This is a genomic window from Wolbachia endosymbiont (group A) of Sicus ferrugineus (assembly GCF_947251515.1).
In the GTDB taxonomy this organism is placed as follows: domain Bacteria; phylum Pseudomonadota; class Alphaproteobacteria; order Rickettsiales; family Anaplasmataceae; genus Wolbachia.
In genome coordinates, this window is the sequence record NZ_OX366370.1 from 993649 (window position 1) to 1017506 (window position 23858).

Below are 23858 nucleotides of genomic sequence, written 5' to 3' on the forward strand. Positions count from 1 at the left end.
ATTATTCAAGCTCCACTTTAGTTGCTCCTGCTTCAATAAGTTTTTGCTTGATTTTTTCTGCTTCGTCTTTAGGAACATTAGCAGTTAAATCTTTAGGTAAAGATTCAACCAACTCTTTTGCTTCTTTTAAACCCAATGTAGAATTAACTTCTCTTACAGCTTTAATAACTCCTATTTTTTTACTCGCATCAATTTCTTTAATCACAACTTTATACTCAGCTTTTTCTTGAGCAGCAGGAGCAGTAGCATTATCACTAATAGGCGCCCCAGCACCAACAGCCCCACCAAGAAAAGAACCAGCAGGCAACCCTATTTTCTCTTCTAGAACTTTTACAAGTTCAGAAGCCTCTAATAGGTTTAAAGATAATATTTTATCAACCAAATCACTTGTTACATTACTCATAATTACCACCTTACTTAACAACAAATTTATTTTTTAGAACTATAATAATCCAAAACTCTCATAAGCCTCATCGAAGATGAATTAATAGACAACGCCAATCGAGCAGGAATATCATAAGATATTAAACGCATAATTTTAACACGCAATTCATCCAGAGAAGGCAACTTAGCCAGTTTATTAACATCTTCCACTGTTAACAATTCATTTATATGAGCCGCGCAAATCACAGACATTTTTTCTTTGTTAGCATTAATAAAATCAACTATTAACTTTGCAGCTTCTACTATGCCACTAGAGTATATAATAGCAACAGAACCAGAAAATTTGCCTGATAAATAAGAAAATTTACCAGTCCTTTCCAAAGCCAAGCGCGCTAGAGTGTTTTTAACTACTAATACCCCACCTGCTATAGACTTCAGGCTATTCCTCAGAGTTAATGAATCATTAGCATTTATAGATTTAAAATTTACTAATATCAAGAAATCATTATTTACAAATACGTTTATTGTGCTCTGTATAAATTCATCCTTATTTTTACGCTTCACGGTATCACTCCCTTAAATTATATCTTCCACTTTGCTTATCTTATAAGCTTCACCCATAGTTGAATTTAAAAAAACACCCTTAAAGTAAATTCCTTTCGCAGAAATAGGTTTATTATCTTTAATTACTTTAAGAAAGGCTTTTAAATTTTCTAGCAAGTCATCAATATCAAATTTAATATTTCCTAATTTACCATGAATAACACCATTTTTATCTGTTCTAAATTTTATCTGACCAGACTTAATGGTTTTAATAGCTTCTGCAATGTTAGAAGTCACAGTACCAAATTTAGGGTTAGGCATCAGCCCTTTAGCACCCAATACTTTTGCAATAGGGGTGATTTTTGCCATAAAATCAGGAGTAGTAATGCACCAATCAACATCTAATTTTCTACCTTTTTTTATTTCTTCAACTAAATCCTCTCCTCCTGCAATATCAGCACCAGCTTTTTCAGCTTCTAATAAATGTTTATCTTGAGCGAAAACAGCTACTTTAATATTCTTCCCGATACCTTTAGGCAAAACTACTGTACCACGTACCTGCTCTTCAGATTTACGTGAATCTACGCCTAAATTGACTGCAATATCAACTGATTCATTAAATTTTGCTGAAGCAGACTTAATAATCTTCTTCAAACACTGCTTAGGATTATCATTATATGTATTCATTTACCTAACCTTCCACAACTTCTATACCCATAGATTTTGCAGTGCCTACAACCATTTTCACTGCTGAATTTTCATTATCCACTTTCATATCAACCATCTTGCACTTTGCCACTTTAATTATAGCAGATATAGGTAATTTAGCCACTAATTCTTTACCAGGATTACCAGAACTTTTACTTAATTTAGCCTCCTGCTTAAGTAAATAAGCCACAGGTGGACCGCTGACAGTAAAATCATGAGAGCGATCATCCTTTATGGAAATTCGCACTGTTACTAAATCGCCTACTTTATAATTAGCGTTAGCAGCGCTAGTAACTTTATTAAAAGCTTCACAAAACTTAGGAACAGGTATACCACGTGGACCAAGTACTGAAGCAATTTTCGGTCCTGGAATTGCTTTCCCAGCTTCCATAAGTAAGTTAATCTTAGCAACTATAACACTCATAATTAATCCTCTATTTTCTCTACTTGAGCCAGATCAAGCTCTATTATTGTCGGCTTACCTAAAATTGATACTTCCACATTAATAATTTTTTTCTCATCTTTTACCATATTTACCTTACCGGTAAAATTTTGAAAAAGACCATCATTAATTTTCACTTTTTCACCTTTTTCATAACCATAACCTAACTTCTTTGTCTCTTGAGCATTATAAAGTGCATTACACATTGAGTGAATCTCATCGTCCAAAATCACCTTTGGAATATTACCATTTTTCAAAAACCCATAAACCTTAAGAGATTTTGGTATATTATTGATAAAATTCAATACTTCATCGCATAAATTCACGTATAAAAAGACATAACCAGGAAAGCATTTCCTTCGTGTAGCAATTTTCTTAGATTTCAACTCTACTTCACTTAGCTCTTCATATGGAATAAAAACTTCCTTAAAGTAACCATTAACACTCAATCTCATAGAATTTTCCAATATATGTTGGCGCACTTTCTCTTCACAATTGGAAGCAACTCTCAAGATATACCATTTATATCTATTAAATTCTTTACACTTTAAACTTATCTCATCATCTGAAATCATCTCAAAATCACCAGATTCGCCACTGCAGAATCCAGGCGTTTGATTCAAAATATTTTTGCTTTCATCACATAGATGCATATATACATACACTTCACATAACTCTTTTATATCAGACTTTGAATTACATACCGTTTGATAAGGAATAAACACTTCCTTAAAATAAACAGCATTACTTACCAATTCGCGTATATTTTGCTCATATCCATAATCAACTCTAATGATATACCATTTATATTCACATTCCATAAATAATTCCAAATAAAGCCTTAATTACGTAAAGAGACATAAAATCCACAAAACAGAAGAAAATCGAAAAGCATAATATAACAATCATCACAACAAATAGAGATGACAACACCTCCTGTTTCTTTACCCAAGCAATTCTTCGTATTTCTTGCTTTATATCATAGAAAAAAACACACAAACTTTTTAACATTTTCACCACAACATTAATGCAGGAGCGATAGGAATTGAACCTACAACCTCTGGTTTTGGAGACCAGCGCTCTACCAATTGAGCTACACTCCTATAACTCAAACTCTCACTCCAAAATTTCAGAAACAACACCAGAACCAACAGTTCTACCGCCTTCTCTTATCGCAAAACGCAATCCCTTATCCATTGCTATCGGTACTTGCAATTCTACTTCTACACTCACATTATCTCCTGGCATTACCATCTCCTTCCCATCTAGCAATTTTATGCTCCCAGTTACATCCGTTGTCCTTAAATAAAACTGTGGCTGGTAATTCGCAAAAAATGGTGTATGCCTTCCTCCTTCCTCTTTCTTTAATATATAAACCTCCGCCCTAAACTTTCTATGCGGCGTTATCGTCCCCGGTTTTGCTAATACTTGCCCTCTCTCCACTTCTTCTCTTTTTGTTCCTCTTAACAATATTCCTACATTGAGTCCTGCACTCCCCTTATCCAGCAACTTCTTAAACATTTCTACACCTGTGCATATCGTCTTTTGCGTCGCTTTCAGACCTATTATTTCTATCTCTTCTCCCGTCTTTATCTCTCCCTTCTCTATCCTTCCTGTTACCACCGTTCCTCGCCCCGATATCGAAAATACATCCTCGATTGGCAATAAAAATGGTAAATCCACAGGCCTTGGTGGAACCGCCACATACTCATCTAACTTTTCCATCAATTTATCTATTGATTTCTTTCCATATTCGCTACTGTCATCCTCCAGCGCTTTCAACGCAGACCCCACTACTACAGGCACTTCATCCCCTGGAAATCCGTATTTATTCAGCAATTCCCTCACTTCCATTTCTACCAAATCTATCATATCAGCATCAGCAACATCAGCTTTATTTATATACACCACGATATATCCAACACCTACCTGCTTCGCTAGCAATATATGCTCTCTCGTTTGTGGCATTGGCCCATCAACCCCCGACACTACCAATATCGCCGCATCCATCTGTGCTGCACCTACTATCATGTTCTTTACATAGTCAGCATGTCCAGGACAATCAACGTGTGCATAATGCCTTTTTTCCGTCTGATACTCAACATGCGCTGTTGCTATCGTTATCCCCCTTTTCCTTTCTTCTGGCGCCTTATCTATCTGATCGTACGCTACAAAATTTCCATAATGCTTTGTTATTGCCGCTGTTAACGTTGTCTTCCCATGATCCACATGTCCTATTGTTCCCACATTTACATGCGGCTTTCCAAATGCTTCCACTACTGCTGTCATAATTATTACCTTAATTATACTTTAACTTTAACTCATCAACCACATATTGTGGTACTTGTTCATAATAAGAAAAATGCATACTATACTGAGCTCTTCCCTGAGATATAGAACGCAAAACATTTATATAACCAAACATATTCGCAAGAGGTACGAAAGCAAGAATTATAGTGCTACTATTATGCGTTTCCATACTTGAAACTTGCCCCCTTCTGCTATTTACATCGCCCATGATATCGCCCATATACTCTTCAGGCGTAATGATTTCAACTTTCATTATAGGTTCTAACATTTTTGGACCAGCTTTATTTGCCATCTCTTTAAAAGCACCTTTAGCAGCAAGTTCAAAAGCTAAAGGACTAGAATCAACTTCATGGAAAGCACCATCAATAAGGGTAGCCTTAAAATCAATAACCGGAAAACCAGAGATCATGCCTCCTTCTTTTATCAACTCTAAACCATTTTGTACACCAGGAATATATTCTTTTGGAATTGTACCACCTACAATTTTACTTTCAAATTGAAACCCAGAACCAGGCTCAAGAGGTTCAAATATAATCTTTACTTTTGCAAATTGGCCAGCACCGCCGGACTGTTTTTTATGAGTATAATCAATTTCAACAGATTTAGTGATAGTTTCACGATATGCAACTTGAGGCGCACCGACGTTAGCTTCAACGTTAAACTCGCGCTTCATTCTATCAACAATAATCTCAAGATGCAGCTCACCCATGCCTTTCAATATAGTCTGTCCACTCTCCGCATTTACTGACATTCTTAAAGAAGGATCTTCTGCAACCAATCTATTTAAAGCAACACCTAATTTTTCCTGATCTGAAGTAGTTTTAGGTTCCACAGCAATTTCAATAACAGGCTCAGGAAATTCCATACGCTCTAATAATATAGGAAAATCAGGTGAACATAAAGTGTCACCAGTAATTGTTCTCTTTAATCCAACTAAGGCAACTATATCGCCAACTTTAGCTTCGTTTATATCTTCTCTGTTATTTGCATGCATAAGCAGCATTCTGCCAATTCCTTCAGTCTCATTTTTTCCCGCATTTAACACAGCGGATTTGGATTTTAACTTACCGGAATAAATACGAATAAACGTCAAGCTGCCTACAAACTTATCCGTCATCACTTTAAACGCAAGAGCAACGAATTTCTCTTTTTCTGAAGGTTTGATCTCAATTTTCTTTTCTGAATCTTTAGGATCAGTTCCAACAATTACATCAACATCAATAGGAGAAGGTAAAAAGTCAACCACACCATCTAAAAGTGGTTGTACGCCTTTATTTTTAAAAGCTGATCCACATAATACAGGAACAAATTTTCCTTTGATGGTTCCATTTCTCACGCATTTTTTCAGTAAATCTACTGGCAGATCATTAGACTCAAAGTAAGTATTCATCGCTTCATCATCCATCTCAGCTGCAGCATCTAATAAAAGATTTCGATATTCTTGAGCCTTGTCAAGCAAATCAGAAGGAATATCTTCATAAGAAAATTTAGCACCCAACGTTTCTTCTTGCCATATAATGGCTTTCATAGAAATAAGGTCAATTATACCTTTGAAATCTTTCTCACTTCCTATTGGCAATTGAATGACTAAAGGTGCTGCACCAAGCTTCGTCTTTATCATATCAACACATCGATAAAAATTTGCCCCTATTCTATCCATCTTATTAACAAAGCAGATACGAGGAACGCTATATTTATCAGCTTGACGCCAAACTGTTTCAGATTGAGGTTCAACTCCAGCAACTCCATCAAATACAGCAACTGCACCATCCAAAACCCTTAAAGATCTCTCAACTTCTATAGTGAAATCAACGTGACCTGGAGTGTCTATTATATTGACCCTATGATCATTCCAAAAACATGTTGTTGCAGCAGATGTGATTGTAATACCACGCTCTTTTTCCTGCTCCATCCAATCCATAGAAGCTGCCCCATCGTGCACCTCACCAATTCTATTTTGCTTACCAGTATAAAATAAAATACGCTCTGTTGTGGTAGTCTTACCAGCATCTATGTGAGCCATTATTCCTATATTTCTGTATTTAGATATCCCAATTTCCATATCACAATTAATTAGCTAACATTAAAAACGAAGATGAGAAAATGCCTTATTAGCCTCAGCCATTTTATATTTTTCTTCGCACATCTTAAACGCACCACCGCGTTTATTATAAGCATCCAGTATTTCAGATTGCAAACAATCAACAGTGGTTTTTCCACTCTTTTTTCGAGCAGCAGAAGTTGCTTTAGCAATCCACCTTAACGCTAAAGAAATCGCTCTATCTTGTCGAACTTCAACAGGCACTTGATAAGTTGCACCACCAATGCGTCGAGAACGCACTTCTATAGAAGGAGTAATATTTCCTACCGCTGTTTCAAAAATTGATAACCCACCTTCGCCTATTTTCTTTTCAGCTAAAGACAAAGCGTCATAGATAATCTTTTCTGCAGTAGATTTTTTACCACATTTCATGATTGTATTAATGAAACGCATCAGCAAAACACTGCCATAACGCGAATCAGGACTTATTTCTCTTTTTTTTGCTTTATTCCGACGAGCCATAAACTTTAACCAGATTTCTTTACACCATATTTTGAACGAGCTTTCTTTCGATTTTGCACACCACGCAGATCAAGGGCACCTCTTATTATGTGATAACGCACACCTGGCAAATCTTTAACCCGCCCACCACGTATCAAAACAACAGAATGCTCTTGTAAATTATGACCTTCACCAGGTATATAAGCTGTCACTTCACCATACTCACTAATTTTTACTCTGGCTACTTTACGGAGTGCTGAGTTAGGCTTCCTAGGAGTTGTAGTATACACCTTAGTGCAAACACCCCTCCTTTGAGGGTTGCTTTCTCCCAAAGCTGGTACCTTTTTCTTATGGGTCAATCCTAATCTACCTTTACGTATTAATTGATTTATCGTAGGCATATGTTATAAACTCAAGCTCATTAAAATAACTAAGTTTTTAGTTATAAAATAATAAACCTCAATAGTCAATATAAAAATAAACATTACTACTCTAATAATTAAGCTCAACTGCTTTGAAAGCCATCAGTAGACTTCTTGCACTACCTCCCAAGCCACAATTGTCATTCAGTGGAAACGAAAAACTTCCTTGACAAACTCCGCCAGGCCCCTTATTATAACAATAAGGGTATTTATGACTCAAAACTTGTTTTTGACCTGCAGGCTCAATGACAAAATTCAGTAAAAAACTTAGGGTATTTATTAGCGGATTACATAGAATTATAGCGGCTGTATGTCTTTTTTATTTTTTCTACATTCAGCCAAATCGCGCTTATTTTAAGCGTTAGCACATTATTACAGCGTCAGTTTAAATTATTATAGGGTCAAAACTCGCACTACGGGAGTTCTTTGCCTTTTTTTTTATCTGGTAAATTTCTTAAATATTTTCTTAAATTTTATAGCTAAACGACAATCGTCATCCCGCTGCTTGTTAGCGCCGCGGCGGTATGACGGTAGGGGTCGCCAGCGTCACACGCTGGAATGACACCCTCCTTGTAGACAATGTTTGTACAATTATGGAATTGTGCAACAGGCACAGTTTGACATAAAAAGCTTTGCTTTTTGAAATCTTGGGTTATAATTAACTTAAGATATTTTGGTAGGGGATTTATTGTGAATAGAAAGGAAGCTTTAGAAATATTAGGTTTTAGTGAGGGTGATAACCCCAGTGAACGAGAAATTACAGTAGCATATAGAAAGTTAGCCCTTGAATATCATCCTGATAAACATTCAGGTGCGAGTAAGGATGTGCAAAAACAAAATGAGGAGAAATTTAAAGAATTAGGTGCTGTATATAACCTTTTCACTGGAAAAGATACGGAAGAAGTTACAAAACTGACTGATGAAAATTTAGATGAAATTAATTCTCGTGCAGATTTAAAGTTTTATCTATATGAGGCTATCTCAGAGGGAAATACAGCATTTCTGAAAAAACTTTTTTCCAAGTTCAAGAGCAGTAAAGATGAGAAATTTGGTGACTATATTAATGATAATATATATGCCTGTCCAGCACTGATGCTTTCTGTGCTTAAAGGGGGGAACATTAAAATTATAGCTCTTTTCACAATAATCCGAACAGAGCATAATATGCTACTGTCCTACCATAGCCATAAGCACATATCTTACCCTATTCGTACTATTACGAGAAATGCTATATAAAGCTACTCTTGGAAAATGGTGCTAATTGTAACGTACAAGACGAATACGTTGACACTGCGTTACATCAGGCTTGTAGTGGCTGTTATGATGAAGTTGTAGAATTACTCCTGAAACATGGTGTTAACCCTAATATACAAAGCAAAAATGGTGATACTGCATTATTTGCCCATATTATGTTTGGGTTACCCCGTAATGCGGATAGTAAAATTACGGAACTACTTCTGAAACATGGTGCTGATCCGAACATAAAAAACGATAACGGTGATTCTACATTATACTGGGCGTGTTATCGCAGGAATAGCAAGGTTGTAGAGTTGCTATTAAAGTACGGTGCTGACCCTCTTCTTGCCAACAGTAATTCTGCACTATACTCAGCATTTGAAAAGGGGTACAACGAAATTATAGAGTTATTACTGCAATATCGTGCAGACCCTAACGTTATATTAGGTAGTGCTTGCAGAAGAGGTGACGTTGATCTTGTAGAACTGCTTTTAAAATATGGTGCAGATCCTAAAGGAAAGGTTTATGACTGTGATACGGGTGGCCTAATAGAGCTAACTTCTGCATCTTTCGGAAACAGTAAAGTTGAAGTGCTACTAATACCAATTCTCATTGTTGGTCAGTCAAATAGGAGAAATTGCAGAGTTGTTTAATTGTGGAGCTGGCAAGAGAAGTAATAAATTTGCACAAAGCACCCTAAAGCAGAGCAATTGTATCGTATATTTTATTGCGCAAAATGTTCTGTTTTATGTATAACCAAAGCCTCTCAACAGGATTGAGTTCAGGTGAATATGGAGGTAGGTATATAATCTCAATATTTTTAGCTACCTTTAAATTTTTTGACTTATGCCAACTAGCACAGTCCATAACAAGAACAGCTTCTCTTGTCCCTAGATATTGCGACATTTGCTCAAGAAATACATTCATGCAATCAGTGTTAACATTTAGTGCAAATAAGCTAAAACTCTCTCCATTTTTAGGATTAACTGCACTGTAGAGATAAAAATTATGCCTACCTAATTTTATTTTAACCCGAGTCCTAGTGCCTTTTTTAAACCATCCATGCCCAACTTTCGAATGTGTGCCAAACCTTGATTCATCAAAGAAAAATAGCTCTTTTTCTGGATACTTGCCAATAACTTCATTGAGATTTTTTTTTGAATTCCTCTTGTTTACTTTTATCTTGTACGTTGTGTACTGGTCTTGGTGTAATATATGAAAATTTCATCTTTTGCATATGGCGGTGTACTGTAGATTTGCTGATATTTAATCCGAACTTTTCCTGGATTCTTATTCTCATTTCTTTAATGGTAATATTAGGATTTTCTTCTATACATGCTTCAATTTGCTGTAGTTGAGCCTGATTTAATTTAGTTTTTCTACGGCGTGATGGAGGAGCAAACAGTTTTTCTTCTCTGCCAAATTTCAAGAGTTTTATCCACGAAGTTAGTGCGCTTCTTGAAATTCAATATATTTTTGCTACAGCCGTTATACTATGCTTTTTTGCCGCAATTACAGCATTTAGTTTTTTTGAAACATATACATTGTTCCTTACTTTCTTCAGCATTTCTTTTGCTGATTCTACTACTTTTTCATCCAATAATTTTGATCTTAATGCCATTTATACCTCGCTACTTCACTTACTTTAGTATGGCTTTTTTCCCATTATTGTCTATCCGTTCTTTGTATAGTGGGAATTGGTATTAGTTTTAAATTTTCTTCTCAATATAGCCCGAATACCATTTTTCTGCATAATAATTTGCACTGTTTTCAAGTTGCAACTTTTACCTAAAGCCTTCAATTCAGCATGAATTTTAGGAGCTCCATATCTACATTTAGAAGCTTTTTTTGAATATCTGCTTTTATTTGCTGATTCTCTACTGCTTATTTTCCTTGTAGTCCACTTATAGTAGCAACTAGCAGATACATTCAAAACCCTACATAATTACTGCACTTTATAGTGTTTACTATGCTCTTTTATGAAAAAATATTTTACTCTTTTTTACTGGCCAGGGCTTTTTTTAAAATGTCTCTTCCTCTTGTTACTTTTGCTAACTCTTTCTGTAAATCAAATCTCTCTTTGTCATAAGGGGCCTTTGACTGGAAATGCGTATGCTTCTGACATTTTTCCATCATATTTTCTTACCCATTTACTTAACATACTGCCATCTATGCCTAGATCTTTTGCTATTTTTGTACTTCTGTTTCTTTAACCAGCTTAGCAGCTTCTAATTTGAATCCTGCTGTATATTCCCTTCTATTTGCCATATTTTGAAAAAACGTTTTATTTTACTCCAAAAACGTCTTAACTTTCTCTCTACTTTTTCTGGGTAAGGTCACACTTGACTACTTGGATCTAGTATGATTTAATTAACCAAGAAGTAGACATGAAAAAATTATGTAGTTAACCAGTTTGCATGACGCTAAGAAGGAAAATATGGATAGAAAAACGAGAATAGAATCAGACAGCTTAGGGGAAGTAAAAGTACCAAGTGAACATTACTGGGGAGCGCAGACTCAACGTTCTTTAGAAAATTTTAAGATTGGCACAGAAAAAATGCCAGAGCCTCTGATTAAAGCATTAGCAATAGTAAAACTTGCAGCAGCACGTGTTAACATGAAGCAGGGTAGCATAGATAATAAGGTAGGGGACGCAATCTGCGCAGCCGCAAGGGAAGTAATAGATGGCAAATTTAATAATGAATTTCCGCTTGTTGTTTGGCAAACCGGATCCGGAACGCAGACTAATATGAATATGAATGAAGTGATCAGCAATCGCGCAATAGAGATTTTAGGTGGTAATTTGGGTAGTAAATCTCCGATACATCCAAACGACCATGTGAATTATGGTCAGTCATCAAATGACACCTTTCCAACAGCAATGCATATAGCAGCAGCAGAGCAAATAAACTGCTTGCTTATTCCAAATCTTGAAAAATTGCATAAGGTGCTGGATAATAAGGTTCAGGAATTTAAAAATATAATAAAAGTAGGACGTACTCACTTACAAGATGCAACGCCCCTAACACTGGGACAGGAGTTTTCTGGCTATGCAGCCCAGATTAAAAAGGGGATAGAGAGAGTAAAATCAACTTTAAGTGGTATATACGAGCTTGCACAAGGTGGCACTGCGGTTGGCACAGGACTCAATACTAAAAAGGGTTTTGCTGAAGATTTTTCAAGCAAAGTTGCAGAAATTACTAATCTTCCATTTACTTCAGCAGGCAATAAATTTGAAGCGCTAGCAGCAAACGATGCTTTAGTTGAGCTCAGTGGAACACTCAATACAGTAGCAGTCAGTTTAATGAAAATTGCAAATGATATAAGGTTGCTTGGTTCTGGTCCAAGATGCGGAATTGGGGAAATAATGTTACCAGAAAATGAGCCTGGTTCTTCAATTATGCCAGGTAAAGTGAATCCAACTCAGTGTGAAGCAGTAACTATGGTGTGCACTCAAGTTATGGGAAATCATGTTGCTGTGACCATTAGTGGTTCAAACGGTCATTTTGAATTGAATGTGTTTAAGCCAGTGATAATTTACAATGTTTTGCAGTCTATAAGACTTTTAGCTGATGCAAGTTTAAATTTTACAGAAAAATGTGTAGTTGGTATTAAGGCAAATGAAGAGAGGATAAAAGATTTACTGAATCAGTCGTTAATGTTGGTCACTATATTAAATACGCATATAGGGTATGACAATGCAGCAAAAATAGCGAAGCTTGCTTATAAAGAAAATATCACTCTAAAAGAAGCAGCAGCAAAACTTCAACTGCTCACTGAGGAGGAGTTTGAAAGGATAGTGAAACCAGAAGAAATGGTGAATTATTTGTAACCGTTGGGAGTGTTAAATAAACCATACGCGTCAAGTTAAGAGGTATCCGTTCAGCCAATGGCGTCAACCTAAGAGCCTCCATTAGCAAACTCTCCTAAAAACATGATGGCGTTTGGGCTTATCTACCTTATTGTGGCTGCCCTGGTCGAATTTTAACTTTAGCACGCATGCTTGCTCTATCAAAAAGGGCTTGAAAGTTTTTTGGCGCAATAAGTACTTGATAGAGTTTCTGCCTCATTACACCAAATAAAACTGAAAAATTTAAACGATACTCAGTAATTTGATCTGGGTTCCAAGGCCCTTGTGCATCACACATATGAAGCGATAATATATTACACATAACTAAGTTTGCCCAAAATTCTTGTAATACAGCCTCTAGGTGTATGGTCCCATAATTCCTCCTTTGATGGTATTGTTTTCTCATATTTTATCATACCATCACACTCTGGGACTGTACACCAGGAATTATCCTATTGAATTCTATGATATTATTTTTGTAACATTGTCTAAAGTGCCCAGTGTCAAGCACTGGAATGACACCATTTTCGGTCTCTTAAATTGCTTTAGCTACAAACATTAAGAAATTTACCAAACGAAAAAAAAGGCAAAAGAAGCCCCGTGGTTGGCTAGTTACTTACATTATACTTTCAAGTATGGCGTTTTTTAAGTCTTAAACGCTACAATTTAGCTGCTTTTAAATGCAGTTAACCTAAATTATAAACGTTAAGAAATTTACTGAATGGAAAAAAAAGGCAAAGAAACCCTAGGGTAGCTAGTATTCAAATTCTCCCTTGTCTATTTGACGTCTTTTACTGTCTTAAACGCTTTATAAGCGCGTTTCGGCTTGTATAGGTAGAAACCTAAAGTTTTATAAAGACATGAGGTGCACATAGTGCAAAAAATTAAGCATGATTTATGCCAAATACATTAAGTTTTTTTGTCATTAATCCACTGCAGAGATTGCGAAGATAAATAAATAGCTTCAGTTTCATGATAAGGGGGCTGGCGAAGGGTGTCAAGTAAGTTTTTACATCTAATTTATAGCTCCCTGCATGATACCACATATTATCTATACCAAGGTGTTCTTCTTGTAGATATTATACCAACAATCCACTATTTTTTTTATGTCTTGTGGTTTAGTTTCTGGACCTATACTGATTCTAATTGAACACTCTGCTTGCTCTTTTGTTGCCCCCATTGCAAGCAAAACATGGGAAGGCTCAACTTTTCCAGAAGAACATGCAGAACCATTACTAACTGCAATATGATTCAAGTCAAAATGCATGAGCTGCACATCACTCTTTACTCCTGGCATATAAATAAAACTTGTGTTTGGCAGCCTCTTAGAGTTTTTACCGAAGATTCTTATATCACTGGCAAGATTTAATAATTCACACTCTAATTGATCACGTAGCTCCTTTACTTCATCCATTTTTGATAGAAGGTCTGTAATATTTTGCAGTGCAGCAGAAAGGCCTGCAATCGCAACAATATTTTCCGTACCACCACGAAATCCCTTCTCTTGTCCACCACCTATTATAATAGGTTCTATCGCAAGTTCTTTATTGAATATTAAAACTCCACTGCCTGCTACACCGCCAAATTTATGGGCGGATAAAGTGAGTAAATCCACTCCTAAATCTTCCATATTAACTTTAATTTTTCCAACACTTTGAGCAGTGTCAGTGTGGCAAATTGCTCCAAATTTGTGTGCTATTTCAGCTATTTCCTTAACAGGCTGAATAACTCCGGTTTCGTTATTTGCCATCATAACTGAAACTATTGCTTTGTTTCCTTTAAGTTCGCTTAGAATTTTTTCTAGCTCTAAAAAGTCAACAATGCCCTCCTGATTAACGGGTATTATATATGGATTACATGCAGAATTAAGAATTGAAGGATGCTCTATAGCTGAAATTACATGCAGATAGCCTGCTATTCCTCTCATAACAAGGTTATTCGCTTCAGTCGCACCAGACGTAAAAACTATTTCTTTATCACTTGGAACACCAAGAGCATCACGTATGTTATCTCTTGCATTCTGAAGAATCTTCCTCGCTTCTTGTCCTCTTTTATGTAGTGATGATGGATTGAGCGTTTGTTTTAACAAGACCTCAAATATACTTTTTTTTACATTCTCACTAATTGGAGCAGTTGCATTGTAATCAGCATATACGTAACCACTATTTTCTAAAGAGAATGGACTCATCTGTCACTTAAATAAGTTTACCATCAACTATAGCCATAACTATGTACGTTAGCTTTAACACGATAAAAAATTTATTGCAAAAACAGCGAAATTAATACATAATTAATAATTCATGTCATCAATACCTGTCAAGCAGGTTTTTATTAGGAGTTACCGTGGTAGAAGTTTTTTTGAATAATGCAACAAGAAAGATAGAAGGTGAATACCACCAAAGCAAAGATGCCAACGTGCCGGTTGTGCTGGTTTTACATCATCACCCTCAATATGGTGGTAATATGGGTAGTAAAATTGTACATGGTATATATACGTCTTTTATCGATAACAATTTCTCTGCATTGAAAATTAACTTTCGTGGTGTGGGAAAATCTACCGGAACTTTTGATAAGGGTATAGGAGAATTAACTGACGCTGCGGTAGCTATTGATTGGCTTCAGGAACATAATCCTAGCAACGTTCCAATTTGGATCGCTGGTTTTTCTTTTGGAGCATGGGTGGCTATGCAGCTAACAATGCGTCGCCCTGAGATAGTGGGTTTTATTGCTCTTTCTCTTCCGGTAACTAAGTACGATTTTTCTTTTCTTTCTCCCTGTCCAGTTTCTGGGCTTATAATACAAAGCAGTAACGATACAATCTCAGAAGAAAGCGATGTAACAGAATTAGCAAAAAGGTTAATAAATTCAGTAAAAAGTGATCACATGAAATACCATATAATAGACGATACTAATCACTTTCTAAGGGATAAAGAAGAGGAAGTGACTCAAATCGTAGATGGTTATATAAAACTGCGCTTAAACAGTGCAGCTATTTCTTCTCAAAAGGTCAAAAAAGAGGTAAGGGTAAAAGAATATGCCTAACCTTTACAAACAAGAGAAATGAGTGTAGTAATATAAATAAAAAGGTTTTGTTATGTTTAAAAAGCTATTATTTTTTGTTTTAGCTGTGTTTATGTTATCGGGGTGTTCCCTAAGTAAACAGCGTAAGTTAAAAAGTCCGTGTATAAAAAGCAATGAAAGCGTTTCATGCGAGTTGTACTCTGTTAATGATCATTGGTTAGATAAGTATAAAGCATAGGTAGTTTTAAATTGTGCTATTTTTCCTATTCACAACTTCACTAATGATCGATCTCTCAATTGGAAAATGCAGTCTGCCTTTTCTGCAAGGAGATGATTGTGCGTTACTATAAGCATAGAGCTGTTATTTTCCTTTACGTATGAATGTAGCAGTAAAAACACGTTAAAAGAATTTGTTGGATCTAAATTTCCTGTTGGCTCATCTGCAAGTAAAAGCTTTGGAGAATTTACAATGCTTCTTGCAATTGCAACTCTCTGCCTTTCCCCACCCGAAACTTCAGATACCATGCTACTTGCTTTGTTTTCCAGACCAAATTTTTCCAACATTGCTTGCGAATTTTTTTTTGCTTCAGCTTTGCTTTTTCCTGCAATGAGTTGAGGAAGCATAATATTTTCCAACACCGATAACTCTTGTAACAAATAGTGAAATTGATAAACAAAACTAAGAAAATTTCTTCTTACATGGGTTTTATGCTTATTATTGGCTTGTGTGCAATTTATTCCATCTATCGTAACTATACCTGAAGTTGGCTTGTCCAACAAGCCTGCGATTTGCAATATAGTTGTTTTTCCTGCACCTGAATTGCCAATCAGCGCTACTACTTGCCCTCTTGTGACACTTAGGTTGATGTCTTTTACAACAGCAGAATTGTCCTTGAAGCTTTTATCTACAGAAGTTAGTTCTAGAGCTACATTATCACCCATGTTTAAAAGACCCAGAAGGCATCTAAATTTTGGTAATAATTAAACCGAAAAACTGTTACCACAACCACATTGAGACTTAGCAAGGGTATTCTTTATTTGAAAACCAGAACCACTGAGATCCTCAGTATAATCTATAACTGAGTTATTTAAAAATTTTGCTGAACAATTATCAACCATTAATACAGGATTGCCATTTTCATCATTAATTACTATATCTTTGCCTTTTTCGCTAAAACTGGAGTAGCTTCTATAGTCCTTGCTTTCTTCATAATCATCATCTTCGTCTTCGTCATCAAACTCATCATCGTAATCATCGTCTTCATCATCCAAAGATAGATTTTTATTCATTTGATCCATAAGAAAATTGTATTTGAAGCCAGAACATCCACCACCTGAAACTGCAACCCGTAAAACGGAACTATTATCCCCTTCCTGCTCTGCAAGAGAGTGGATTTTTTTTAGTGCATTATCAGTTAAGTTGATGTTGTAATTTGTTGACATAGTAACCACCGTTTATTATTGATAACTTATTATAGTAGAAATTTTACATGTCAAACAATAATTTTCTATTAAATTATGCATGTTTTCCAAGCAAAACAAAAGGGAGATACTTCAAAGAGCCAGAAGATGAGAATCGCAGCTGCTTTCAGCGTGATAGGGACCGTATCATTCACTCTAATGCATTTAGAAAATTGGAGTACAAAACACAAGTTTTTATCAATTATGAGCACGACTACTATCGCACTCGGCTTACTCATAGCCTTGAAGTTGCACAAATTGCAAGGTCCATTGCGCGTAGACTTGGCTTAAATGAGGATATCACTGAATGCATAGCGCTCGCACATGATCTTGGTCATCCTCCATTTGGTCATGCAGGTGAAGATGCTCTAAAGAAATCAGTTCAAGATTTGAATCTTGATAACGAGAAGTATGAGTTTGATCATAATGTTCAAGCTATAAGGATTTTAATTTACCTCGAACAAAAACACGCTGACTTTGATGGTATGAATCTAAGTTGGGAGGTGATTGAAGGGGTTGCAAAACATAACGGTCCCTTACTTGGTCAGAATGCAGTATCTCACACAAATAATCAGCTATTGCTAGAATACAACAAAAAATATGATCTAAAACTTGAAGAATTTTCAAGCATTGAAGCGCAAGTTGCTTCAATTGCCGATGATATTGCTTACAGTGTTCACGATCTTGATGATGCACTCAGGGCGAATTTAGTAACCATCGAAGATTTGCTGAATGTTCCTTTAATTGAAAAAATGTTTAAAGACATAAGGAGCAGATATTCAGAATTACCTCAGAGCAAACTCATACATGAATCACTGAGTGGAACTATAGGAACTATGATAAGTGATGTTGTTTCTCAGACTGAAAGAAATATTGAAGATCACAAAATAAAAAGCGTAGAAGACGTAAGAAGTCTAAATAAAATGCTAGTCACATTTTCACCAGAAGTTGCGAATGCTACAAAAGAAATGAAAAGATTCAACATGGAGAAAATATACAGAAGCTATAAACTGAGTAGAACGATGAACAAAGCAAAACGCATAATACAGGAACTTTTTCAATGTTTTTATGAAAACCCAGGATTACTTCCCACAGAGTGGAGCAAACTCGCTTGTGAATCTCAGCGTTCAGTAATAATATGTGACTATATCTCAGGTATGACAGATAGATTTGCCATACACGAGCACAGAAGAATTTTTGATACCTCCTATGAAATGACTTCTTTCTAATGACAGATGATCACTTCATGTCAATTGCATTAAAGCTTGCAGAAAAGAATCTTGGAAATGTTGCACCAAATCCTGCTGTCGGGTGTGTTATTGTAAAGGATGGTACAATTATTAGTGAGGGATATACAGGGATCGGTGGACGTCCGCATGCAGAGGTAGTCGCTTTGCAAAACACTAAAGATTCAACTCATGGTGCAACTGTATATATCACTCTTGAGCCATGTTGTCATCACGGAGTCACAGGGCCTTGCACTGCAAAAATCATAAAAGCTGGTGTAAAAAGGGTAGTAATTGCAACTATTGACCCAGATAGTAGAGTTTCAGGTGGAGGCATTAAAGCTCTGAAAGAAGCAGGAATTGAAGTTGAGCAAGGTATTATGCAAAAAAAGGCAGAAGAACTGAATGTCGGTTTTTTCACCACTAAAGAATTACATAGACCATTTATAGCTTGCAAAATCGCAACAACTCTTGACGGGAAAATCGCAACATTTACAGGCGATAGCAAATGGATAACAAGTGAAGATACGAGAAATTGGATACATGAGCTTAGAGCAAAATATGATGCAGTTATGATTGGCAGCAATACCCTCATTAATGACGATCCACTCTTAACTTGCAGATTACCAGGACTCGGAAGTAGATCGCCAATAAGGCTAATTATAGATAGCCAAGCAAAATTGAAGGAAGAGCAAAATATTGCAAAGACTGCAGATAAAGTAATAACTTGGGTAATCACAAATAAGGAAGTAGAGAGAAAAATAAAAGACATTAATTATTTGATAGTCAATTCAAATCACAAACCTCCTGTCATTCCAGCTCACTCTTCCGTCACCCCAACACACTCTCCTGTCGTTCCAACGCCTTCTCCTGTCATCCCAGTGCCCAGACACTGGGATCCAGAAAACTTAATTGCAACCAAGCAATTGCATAATGAAAACTGGATTCCATTGTCACGCGCTGGAATGACATCGGAACCTGATGTTATCGGCAAAGTCTGCCTAAAAGACATGGCATCAAAACTTGTTTCAGCAATTGGTATAACAAGATTATTAGTCGAAGGCGGAGGAGTGTTAATTACAGAACTATTAAAGTGTAATTTAATCGACAGGTTGATAATCTGCCGCAGTGGTAAAATTTTAGGTAATGATGCCATCCCCTTTATAGGGAATTTAGGAATTCAATCCATCAACAACTGTTACCAATTTAAAAAAGTAGAGATAATAGAGTTTAGTAAGGATGTAGTTGAGATGTGGGATAGATTACCGTAACTCTTCTCAAATGAAAAAAAAGAGGCAGAACCACCTCTACCTCTTCTTTCATTAACTTTAAACTTTTTTAGCGTTTGATATAGCATTTTCTAATGCAACATCTGCTAAGTTAGTTGCTACTTTACCTTTTAAAGCTTCCAAAGCTTCATTACTCACCGCAACTTTTAATGACTTAGAATCATCAGTCATATCTAACTCTTTTTTCATTTCAGCAAGCTGATCTTTACCACCTACGCTAATTAATTTCACTTTATATTGAGTAGCTTGAACTTTAGGAGCTACGTGCTGAAATTTAACAGTTTTTCCATCTTTTAATAATACATGAATTGATGCATTATTTTTTGTTAGTACTTTATAATCAGCAATTGGAAGCGTCAGGAATAATTGCTGAGCATCGTTCTCGCCCTCTTTTTTAACTGTTTCTTCAACAATTGTACCACTCTTTAACACATCACCAACAAGAGCAGCAAAGTTTGCGTCTTTACCATCCTTACCATTTGTACTGTTCGCTCTTATTCCTTCATTCTTATGCATTTGCTGATATGAAACATAAGCTGCTGCAGCAAAATATACAGCGGCAATAAATAGAACTGCAATTCCAGCAGGGCTAGCAACAAGTGCTAAAGATGCAGGCCCAGCAATTACTTTAGTGGCAATTAATATTGCTGTTATTGCTCCCGCTGAAGATGCAGCTGCAACTGCAATTTCAATACTCATTTTTGTTATGGGTGCAGTGTTTTCCCACTTCCATATAGTTTGATCTTTATCTGTAGTCATAATAGTCCCCTTAAATAAGGCTAATAAAAAGATTAAGTATATGTTAATAATGCATGTTGGTCAAGCCATTTTTTACATTATCATTTGAAGTATATATTTCAAGCTGCTTCCTAAACTGTCATCAGCTGTATATAATTCACATATGATACACGGCTGGCTGAATCTTGATAAACCAATAGGAATTAGTTCTGCACAAGCTGTAACCCAAGTTAAAAAGATCTTTGGAATTAAGAAAGCTGGTCATCTGGGAACACTTGATCCTTTAGCTTCAGGTGTATTGCCAATTGCTCTTGGCGAGGCAACGAAAACTATACCGTATTTATCTTGTGACTTAAAGGCGTACGATTTTACAATAAAATGGGGTGAACAAAAAACCACGGATGATTTGTATGGTGATATCATTAGAACTAGCACTATAGAACCTCAATATAGTCAAATAAATTGTGCAATTAAAAATTTTATTGGTGAGATCAAGCAGACTCCTCCTCAATTTTCAGCAATAAAAATAAAAGGAGCAAGGGCGTATAAATTGGCAAGAAGTGGGCAAAAGGTGAATATAAAGCCCCGACAAGTCAAAATACATGAACTGAAATTGATATCTGTGGACACCATAAATAATAGTGCAAATTTTTCTATGATGTGCGGTAGTGGTGTATATGTGAGATCAATTGCTCGGGATCTTGGCATTGCATTAAATTGTTTTGGACACATTACGAAATTAAGAAGAACTATGGTAGGTGACTTTAGAGAAAACGAATCAGTGACAATTGAACAGCTCGCTGAAAGAAACACAATAACTTACTCTCCGATAACAAAAGGTGATACTGGAGTAATAGAAGGTACAGGGAGTAATGCAAAAAGTTTCATCATTCCCATTGAATCGGCTTTAAGATCGATGTTCAAAGTTGAAATTTCCCCAGAAGATGCGGGGAAAATCAGAAAAGGTCAGGAAATTGTATTAAATAACTTGCGTAATTTAAAGAATTATGATATTTGTTGTACGATAGTGGGTAGTGTACCTATTGCAATCTGCAGTTTTATTTATGATTGTATGAAACCTATTCGTGTTTTTAATATTTAAAATGAGGTTTAGATGTCGATAACATCCGAAAAGAAAAAGAGTTTGATAAATATATATGCAATTAAAGAAGATGATACAGGTTCATCTTTTGTACAATGTGCAATTTTGACCGAGAGGATCAGTAACTTAACTGAGCATTTTAAAGTGCACAAGCATGACCATCACTCTAAGCGTGGTTTACTTATATTGATAGGTAGAAGACGCAAGCACTTAAATTATATAAAGCGTAAATTTGGTAATGAAGCCTACCAGGAATTAATAGAGAAGTTAGGCATTAGAAAATAATCGAGGAATTTAGTATGTTTAAAATTATAAAAAAATCTATAGAGTGGGGTGGTCGTGCCTTATCTTTAGAAACAGGAAAAATAGCACGCCAAGCTCATGGTTCAGTAGTTGTAAATTACGGTGATACTTCTGTTTTAGTAACTGTTGTACGTAAAAAGAAGGAAGAAAGCGTTGATTTCCTACCTTTAAATGTGCAGTTTATCGCAAAAAGCTATGCCATGGGTAAGATCCCTGGTGGTTTTTTTAAAAGAGAAGGCAAGCCATCTGATAGAGAAACTTTAATCTCAAGAGTAATAGATAGGAGTGTAAGGCCACTCTTTCCAGAAGGATTTCATGATGAAATTAGTGTGGTGTGTAATCTATTAACTTATGATACAGTCAATCCTCCTGAAGTGCCAGCATTGATTGGTGCTGTTGCAGCTCTTGCGATTTCTGGTGTTCCTTTTCACTTTACTATAGCTGGAGTGATAGTTGGTTGTGATGAAAATAATAACTATATACTCAACCCTTCTGTTCAAGAGATGAAAGCAAGCAGCTTGGATCTGTTTTTGTCTGGTGATGAAAATTCGATTTTAATGGTTGAGTCAGAAGTGAAAGAGCTCTCTGAAGAAAATGTTTTTAATGCAATAAAATTTGGCCATGAACACCTTAAACCTGTCATTAAGCTCATAAAAGAGTTTGCTGATACAGTTGGCAATAAGCCTGAAAGCTTTGCTCCTGTTGATACATCAGATATAACACAAGAGCTCGAAAAATACGGTAAAGATTTTGAAAAAGCATATTCGCAAACAGTAAAACAAGAGCGAGTTCAAGCTCTAGAAGCGGTCAGAGAGAATATATTGAATACTCTTAAAGAGACTGGAAAAGATGAAAAGTTAATTACGTATGCAGTAAAAAACTTTGAAAGATCTTTAGTACGTGAAATAATTAGGAAGAAAGGTGTAAGGATAGACGGTCGTAAGCATGATGAGATACGTCAGATAGAAGTTGAAGTTGATATTCTGTCCAGAACTCACGGTTCTGCGCTGTTTACAAGAGGCAACACTCAGGCACTGGTTGTTACTGCTCTTGGTACTACTCAAGATGAGCAAATTGTGGATGATATTGAAGGGGATAGACGTGAGCATTTCATGTTGCATTATAACTTTCCCTCATTTGCTGTTGGAGAAACTTCTGCTGCACGTGCACCAGGAAGAAGAGAAATCGGTCATGGCAAACTTGCTTGGAAAGCAATTCATCCTGTTTTACCCGATAAATCTGAATTTCCTTATACAATAAGAGTAGTGTCCGAAATTTTGGAGTCTGATGGTTCTTCTTCTATGGCAACAGTTTGTGGGACTTCTCTTGCTTTAATGGATACGGGTGTGCCAATAAAGGCCCCTGTTGCTGGAGTTGCTATGGGCCTTATTAAAGATAAAGACGAGTATGTGATACTTTCCGATATATTGGGTGATGAAGATTATCTTGGTGATATGGACTTTAAAGTAGCAGGAACTAGTGAAGGGGTTACGGCACTACAAATGGATATGAAAATTTCTGGTATAAGCTTTGAAATTGTTGAAAAATCTTTAGAACAGGCAAAAGCTGGAAGATTACATATTTTAGAAAAAATGAATGCAGTGATTTCAGAACACAGTGATGACGTCAAAGACCATGCACCAAGGATGTTATCATTTTACATAGATAAAGACAAAATTTCTGCAGCTATTGGTGCTAAAGGAAAAAATATACGCAGTGTGTGTGAAAGAAGTAATGCAAAAATTGAAATAGGAGATGATGGTAAAGTTTCTGTTTTTGCCACGAGTGGCACTGAAGCTGAAATTGCAAAGAGTATGATGATTGATTCAATAACAGAACTAGAACAAGGTTCTATAGTTGATGTCAAAGTTGTAAAAATAGAGAAGTCTATTGTAGAGCTTGAATTTCTTAATGGCAGAAAAGGAAAAATGCACATAAGTGAAGTAGCTAATGAACACATAGATTCTATAGAGAGCATACTTAAACAAGATGATACTTTCAAAGCACTAGTAATTGACTTCGAAAAAGGTGGATGTCCAAAGTTGTCAAGACGTCGAGTTGATCAAGAGACGGGAGAGTTTTTTGAAGGTGAGCTTTACAACGAGGAAAGGAAAGATGGTCCAAATGACAGGGATAATTATTACAATAATTCATTTAATAGAAAACCTGGAGGAAGTTACCATAAGAAGCCTTCTCGTCCTCGTTCTGGTTTCAGCAACAGAAATAGGCCGAAATTTGGTAATAATGATTCATCATCAGGCTTTTATTAAGAGTCAACTTC

The 23858-nt window shown here is 36.0% G+C and carries 23 protein-coding genes, 1 tRNA gene and 3 pseudogenes; 9 read left to right on the top strand and 18 right to left on the bottom strand.

Annotated features, from left to right (window positions below; genetic code table 11):
• Position 1: 1 nt before the first annotated feature.
• The 11 genes from rplL to rpsL all read right to left on the bottom strand — a co-directional run bounded on the left by rplL (position 2) and on the right by rpsL (position 7330).
• Positions 2-403, bottom strand: a complete 402-nt coding sequence (gene rplL, locus OPR24_RS04965) for a 50S ribosomal protein L7/L12 (RefSeq protein ID WP_265032922.1) — start codon at positions 401-403, stop codon at positions 2-4.
• Positions 404-429: 26 nt separating this feature from the next.
• On the bottom strand, positions 430-948 hold the full coding sequence (gene rplJ / locus OPR24_RS04970) for a 50S ribosomal protein L10 (RefSeq protein WP_253307300.1): 519 nt from the start codon (positions 946-948) through the stop codon (positions 430-432).
• Between the two features lie 12 nt (positions 949-960).
• Positions 961-1614, bottom strand: coding sequence for a 50S ribosomal protein L1 (gene rplA, locus OPR24_RS04975; protein ID WP_265032925.1), 654 nt, complete (start codon positions 1612-1614; stop codon positions 961-963).
• Between the two features lie 4 nt (positions 1615-1618).
• On the bottom strand, positions 1619-2059 hold the full coding sequence (locus tag OPR24_RS04980; protein WP_265032927.1) for an uL11 family ribosomal protein: 441 nt from the start codon (positions 2057-2059) through the stop codon (positions 1619-1621).
• 2 nt (positions 2060-2061) lie between these two features.
• The gene (nusG, locus tag OPR24_RS04985; protein ID WP_320157134.1) at positions 2062-2898 is read right to left on the bottom strand and encodes a transcription termination/antitermination protein NusG; all 837 of its coding nucleotides are present in this window, start codon (positions 2896-2898) and stop codon (positions 2062-2064) included.
• Positions 2888-3088 (bottom strand): preprotein translocase subunit SecE, encoded by a 201-nt coding sequence (secE, locus tag OPR24_RS04990; RefSeq protein WP_205517846.1) that lies wholly within the window; start codon positions 3086-3088, stop codon positions 2888-2890. The genes nusG and secE overlap by 11 nt, the downstream gene beginning before the upstream one ends.
• Positions 3089-3107: 19 nt before the next feature.
• Positions 3108-3180, bottom strand: a tRNA-Trp gene (locus OPR24_RS04995).
• A 13-nt stretch (positions 3181-3193) separates the two neighbouring features.
• The gene (gene tuf / locus OPR24_RS05000) at positions 3194-4366 is read right to left on the bottom strand and encodes an elongation factor Tu (RefSeq protein ID WP_264329094.1); all 1173 of its coding nucleotides are present in this window, start codon (positions 4364-4366) and stop codon (positions 3194-3196) included.
• A 10-nt stretch (positions 4367-4376) separates the two neighbouring features.
• Positions 4377-6449, bottom strand: a complete 2073-nt coding sequence (gene fusA / locus OPR24_RS05005) for an elongation factor G (protein WP_265032931.1) — start codon at positions 6447-6449, stop codon at positions 4377-4379.
• Between the two features lie 21 nt (positions 6450-6470).
• Positions 6471-6950 carry a 30S ribosomal protein S7 gene (gene rpsG / locus OPR24_RS05010; protein WP_265032934.1) on the bottom strand — a complete coding sequence of 160 codons (480 nt, stop codon included), beginning with the start codon at positions 6948-6950 and terminating at the stop codon, positions 6471-6473.
• Between the two features lie 5 nt (positions 6951-6955).
• The gene (gene rpsL, locus OPR24_RS05015; RefSeq protein WP_265032936.1) at positions 6956-7330 is read right to left on the bottom strand and encodes a 30S ribosomal protein S12; all 375 of its coding nucleotides are present in this window, start codon (positions 7328-7330) and stop codon (positions 6956-6958) included.
• A gap of 711 nt (positions 7331-8041) precedes the next feature.
• On the opposite strand from rpsL, the gene OPR24_RS05020 reads away from it, so the two are divergent.
• Positions 8042-8587, top strand: a complete 546-nt coding sequence (locus OPR24_RS05020; RefSeq protein WP_265032938.1) for a J domain-containing protein — start codon at positions 8042-8044, stop codon at positions 8585-8587.
• Positions 8588-8595: 8 nt separating this feature from the next.
• Positions 8596-9240, top strand: coding sequence for an ankyrin repeat domain-containing protein (locus OPR24_RS05025; protein WP_265032941.1), 645 nt, complete (start codon positions 8596-8598; stop codon positions 9238-9240).
• Here OPR24_RS05025 and OPR24_RS05030 read toward each other — a convergent pair.
• A pseudogene (locus OPR24_RS05030) lies at positions 9197-10208 on the bottom strand (IS630 family transposase). The gene OPR24_RS05025 and the pseudogene OPR24_RS05030 sit on opposite strands and share 44 nt — an antisense overlap.
• An 84-nt stretch (positions 10209-10292) precedes the next feature.
• A pseudogene (locus tag OPR24_RS06630) lies at positions 10293-10855 on the bottom strand (IS3 family transposase); the annotation flags it as partial.
• Between the two features lie 169 nt (positions 10856-11024).
• Between OPR24_RS06630 and fumC the strand changes: the two are divergent.
• Positions 11025-12419 (top strand): class II fumarate hydratase, encoded by a 1395-nt coding sequence (gene fumC / locus OPR24_RS05040; RefSeq protein ID WP_265031507.1) that lies wholly within the window; start codon positions 11025-11027, stop codon positions 12417-12419.
• 81 nt (positions 12420-12500) lie between these two features.
• Here fumC and OPR24_RS05045 read toward each other — a convergent pair.
• Both OPR24_RS05045 and OPR24_RS05050 read right to left on the bottom strand, forming a co-directional pair.
• Positions 12501-12801: pseudogene (locus OPR24_RS05045) on the bottom strand (IS4-like element ISWosp8 family transposase); the annotation flags it as partial.
• Between the two features lie 687 nt (positions 12802-13488).
• The gene (locus tag OPR24_RS05050; protein ID WP_265032943.1) at positions 13489-14625 is read right to left on the bottom strand and encodes a cysteine desulfurase family protein; all 1137 of its coding nucleotides are present in this window, start codon (positions 14623-14625) and stop codon (positions 13489-13491) included.
• 155 nt (positions 14626-14780) lie between these two features.
• On the opposite strand from OPR24_RS05050, the gene OPR24_RS05055 reads away from it, so the two are divergent.
• Positions 14781-15479 carry an alpha/beta hydrolase gene (locus OPR24_RS05055; protein ID WP_265032945.1) on the top strand — a complete coding sequence of 233 codons (699 nt, stop codon included), beginning with the start codon at positions 14781-14783 and terminating at the stop codon, positions 15477-15479.
• Positions 15480-15725: 246 nt separating this feature from the next.
• Here the strand turns inward: OPR24_RS05055 and OPR24_RS05065 are convergent, their stop codons facing one another.
• Positions 15726-16400, bottom strand: coding sequence for an ABC transporter ATP-binding protein (locus tag OPR24_RS05065; protein WP_253309781.1), 675 nt, complete (start codon positions 16398-16400; stop codon positions 15726-15728).
• Positions 16401-16439: 39 nt separating this feature from the next.
• Complete coding sequence (locus OPR24_RS05070) at positions 16440-16901, bottom strand: HesB/IscA family protein (RefSeq protein ID WP_265032947.1); 462 nt, start codon at positions 16899-16901, stop codon at positions 16440-16442.
• Positions 16902-16948: 47 nt separating this feature from the next.
• On the opposite strand from OPR24_RS05070, the gene OPR24_RS05075 reads away from it, so the two are divergent.
• Both OPR24_RS05075 and ribD read left to right on the top strand, forming a co-directional pair.
• Positions 16949-18148, top strand: a complete 1200-nt coding sequence (locus tag OPR24_RS05075) for a deoxyguanosinetriphosphate triphosphohydrolase (protein WP_265032949.1) — start codon at positions 16949-16951, stop codon at positions 18146-18148.
• Positions 18148-19416 (top strand): bifunctional diaminohydroxyphosphoribosylaminopyrimidine deaminase/5-amino-6-(5-phosphoribosylamino)uracil reductase RibD, encoded by a 1269-nt coding sequence (gene ribD / locus OPR24_RS05080; protein WP_265032951.1) that lies wholly within the window; start codon positions 18148-18150, stop codon positions 19414-19416. The genes OPR24_RS05075 and ribD overlap by 1 nt, the downstream gene beginning before the upstream one ends.
• Positions 19417-19473: 57 nt before the next feature.
• On the opposite strand, the gene OPR24_RS05085 is transcribed toward ribD, so the two are convergent.
• Positions 19474-20193 (bottom strand): hypothetical protein, encoded by a 720-nt coding sequence (locus tag OPR24_RS05085; RefSeq protein ID WP_265032953.1) that lies wholly within the window; start codon positions 20191-20193, stop codon positions 19474-19476.
• 145 nt (positions 20194-20338) lie between these two features.
• On the opposite strand from OPR24_RS05085, the gene truB reads away from it, so the two are divergent.
• The 3 genes from truB to pnp are packed head-to-tail and all read left to right on the top strand — an operon-like array spanning position 20339 to position 23847.
• Positions 20339-21274: a tRNA pseudouridine(55) synthase TruB gene (gene truB, locus OPR24_RS05090; protein WP_265034013.1), complete on the top strand. Its 936-nt coding sequence runs from the start codon at positions 20339-20341 to the stop codon at positions 21272-21274.
• 12 nt (positions 21275-21286) lie between these two features.
• On the top strand, positions 21287-21559 hold the full coding sequence (gene rpsO, locus OPR24_RS05095) for a 30S ribosomal protein S15 (RefSeq protein WP_006279944.1): 273 nt from the start codon (positions 21287-21289) through the stop codon (positions 21557-21559).
• A 14-nt stretch (positions 21560-21573) separates the two neighbouring features.
• Entirely contained in the window at positions 21574-23847 is a 2274-nt protein-coding gene (gene pnp / locus OPR24_RS05100) for a polyribonucleotide nucleotidyltransferase (protein WP_265032955.1), read from the top strand.
• Positions 23848-23858 lie beyond the last annotated feature (11 nt).

What these genes read in the sequence shown, in the direction of transcription:
- OPR24_RS05085 (WP_265032953.1), bottom strand. Translation starts at nt 20,193, where the DNA reads ATGACTACAGATAAAGATCAAACTATATGGAAGTGGGAAAACACTGCA.
- rpsO (WP_006279944.1), top strand. Translation starts at nt 21,287, where the DNA reads ATGTCGATAACATCCGAAAAGAAAAAGAGTTTGATAAATATATATGCA.
- ribD (WP_265032951.1), top strand. Translation starts at nt 18,148, where the DNA reads ATGACAGATGATCACTTCATGTCAATTGCATTAAAGCTTGCAGAAAAG.
- OPR24_RS05070 (WP_265032947.1), bottom strand. Translation starts at nt 16,901, where the DNA reads ATGTCAACAAATTACAACATCAACTTAACTGATAATGCACTAAAAAAA.
- OPR24_RS04980 (WP_265032927.1), bottom strand. Translation starts at nt 2,059, where the DNA reads ATGAGTGTTATAGTTGCTAAGATTAACTTACTTATGGAAGCTGGGAAA.
- rplL (WP_265032922.1), bottom strand. Translation starts at nt 403, where the DNA reads ATGAGTAATGTAACAAGTGATTTGGTTGATAAAATATTATCTTTAAAC.
- pnp (WP_265032955.1), top strand. Translation starts at nt 21,574, where the DNA reads ATGTTTAAAATTATAAAAAAATCTATAGAGTGGGGTGGTCGTGCCTTA.
- rpsG (WP_265032934.1), bottom strand. Translation starts at nt 6,950, where the DNA reads ATGGCTCGTCGGAATAAAGCAAAAAAAAGAGAAATAAGTCCTGATTCG.
- OPR24_RS05065 (WP_253309781.1), bottom strand. Translation starts at nt 16,400, where the DNA reads ATGGGTGATAATGTAGCTCTAGAACTAACTTCTGTAGATAAAAGCTTC.
- nusG (WP_320157134.1), bottom strand. Translation starts at nt 2,898, where the DNA reads ATGGAATGTGAATATAAATGGTATATCATTAGAGTTGATTATGGATAT.
- OPR24_RS05050 (WP_265032943.1), bottom strand. Translation starts at nt 14,625, where the DNA reads ATGAGTCCATTCTCTTTAGAAAATAGTGGTTACGTATATGCTGATTAC.
- rplA (WP_265032925.1), bottom strand. Translation starts at nt 1,614, where the DNA reads ATGAATACATATAATGATAATCCTAAGCAGTGTTTGAAGAAGATTATT.
- OPR24_RS05075 (WP_265032949.1), top strand. Translation starts at nt 16,949, where the DNA reads ATGTCAAACAATAATTTTCTATTAAATTATGCATGTTTTCCAAGCAAA.
- fusA (WP_265032931.1), bottom strand. Translation starts at nt 6,449, where the DNA reads ATGGAAATTGGGATATCTAAATACAGAAATATAGGAATAATGGCTCAC.
- tuf (WP_264329094.1), bottom strand. Translation starts at nt 4,366, where the DNA reads ATGACAGCAGTAGTGGAAGCATTTGGAAAGCCGCATGTAAATGTGGGA.
- fumC (WP_265031507.1), top strand. Translation starts at nt 11,025, where the DNA reads ATGGATAGAAAAACGAGAATAGAATCAGACAGCTTAGGGGAAGTAAAA.
- rpsL (WP_265032936.1), bottom strand. Translation starts at nt 7,330, where the DNA reads ATGCCTACGATAAATCAATTAATACGTAAAGGTAGATTAGGATTGACC.
- secE (WP_205517846.1), bottom strand. Translation starts at nt 3,088, where the DNA reads ATGTTAAAAAGTTTGTGTGTTTTTTTCTATGATATAAAGCAAGAAATA.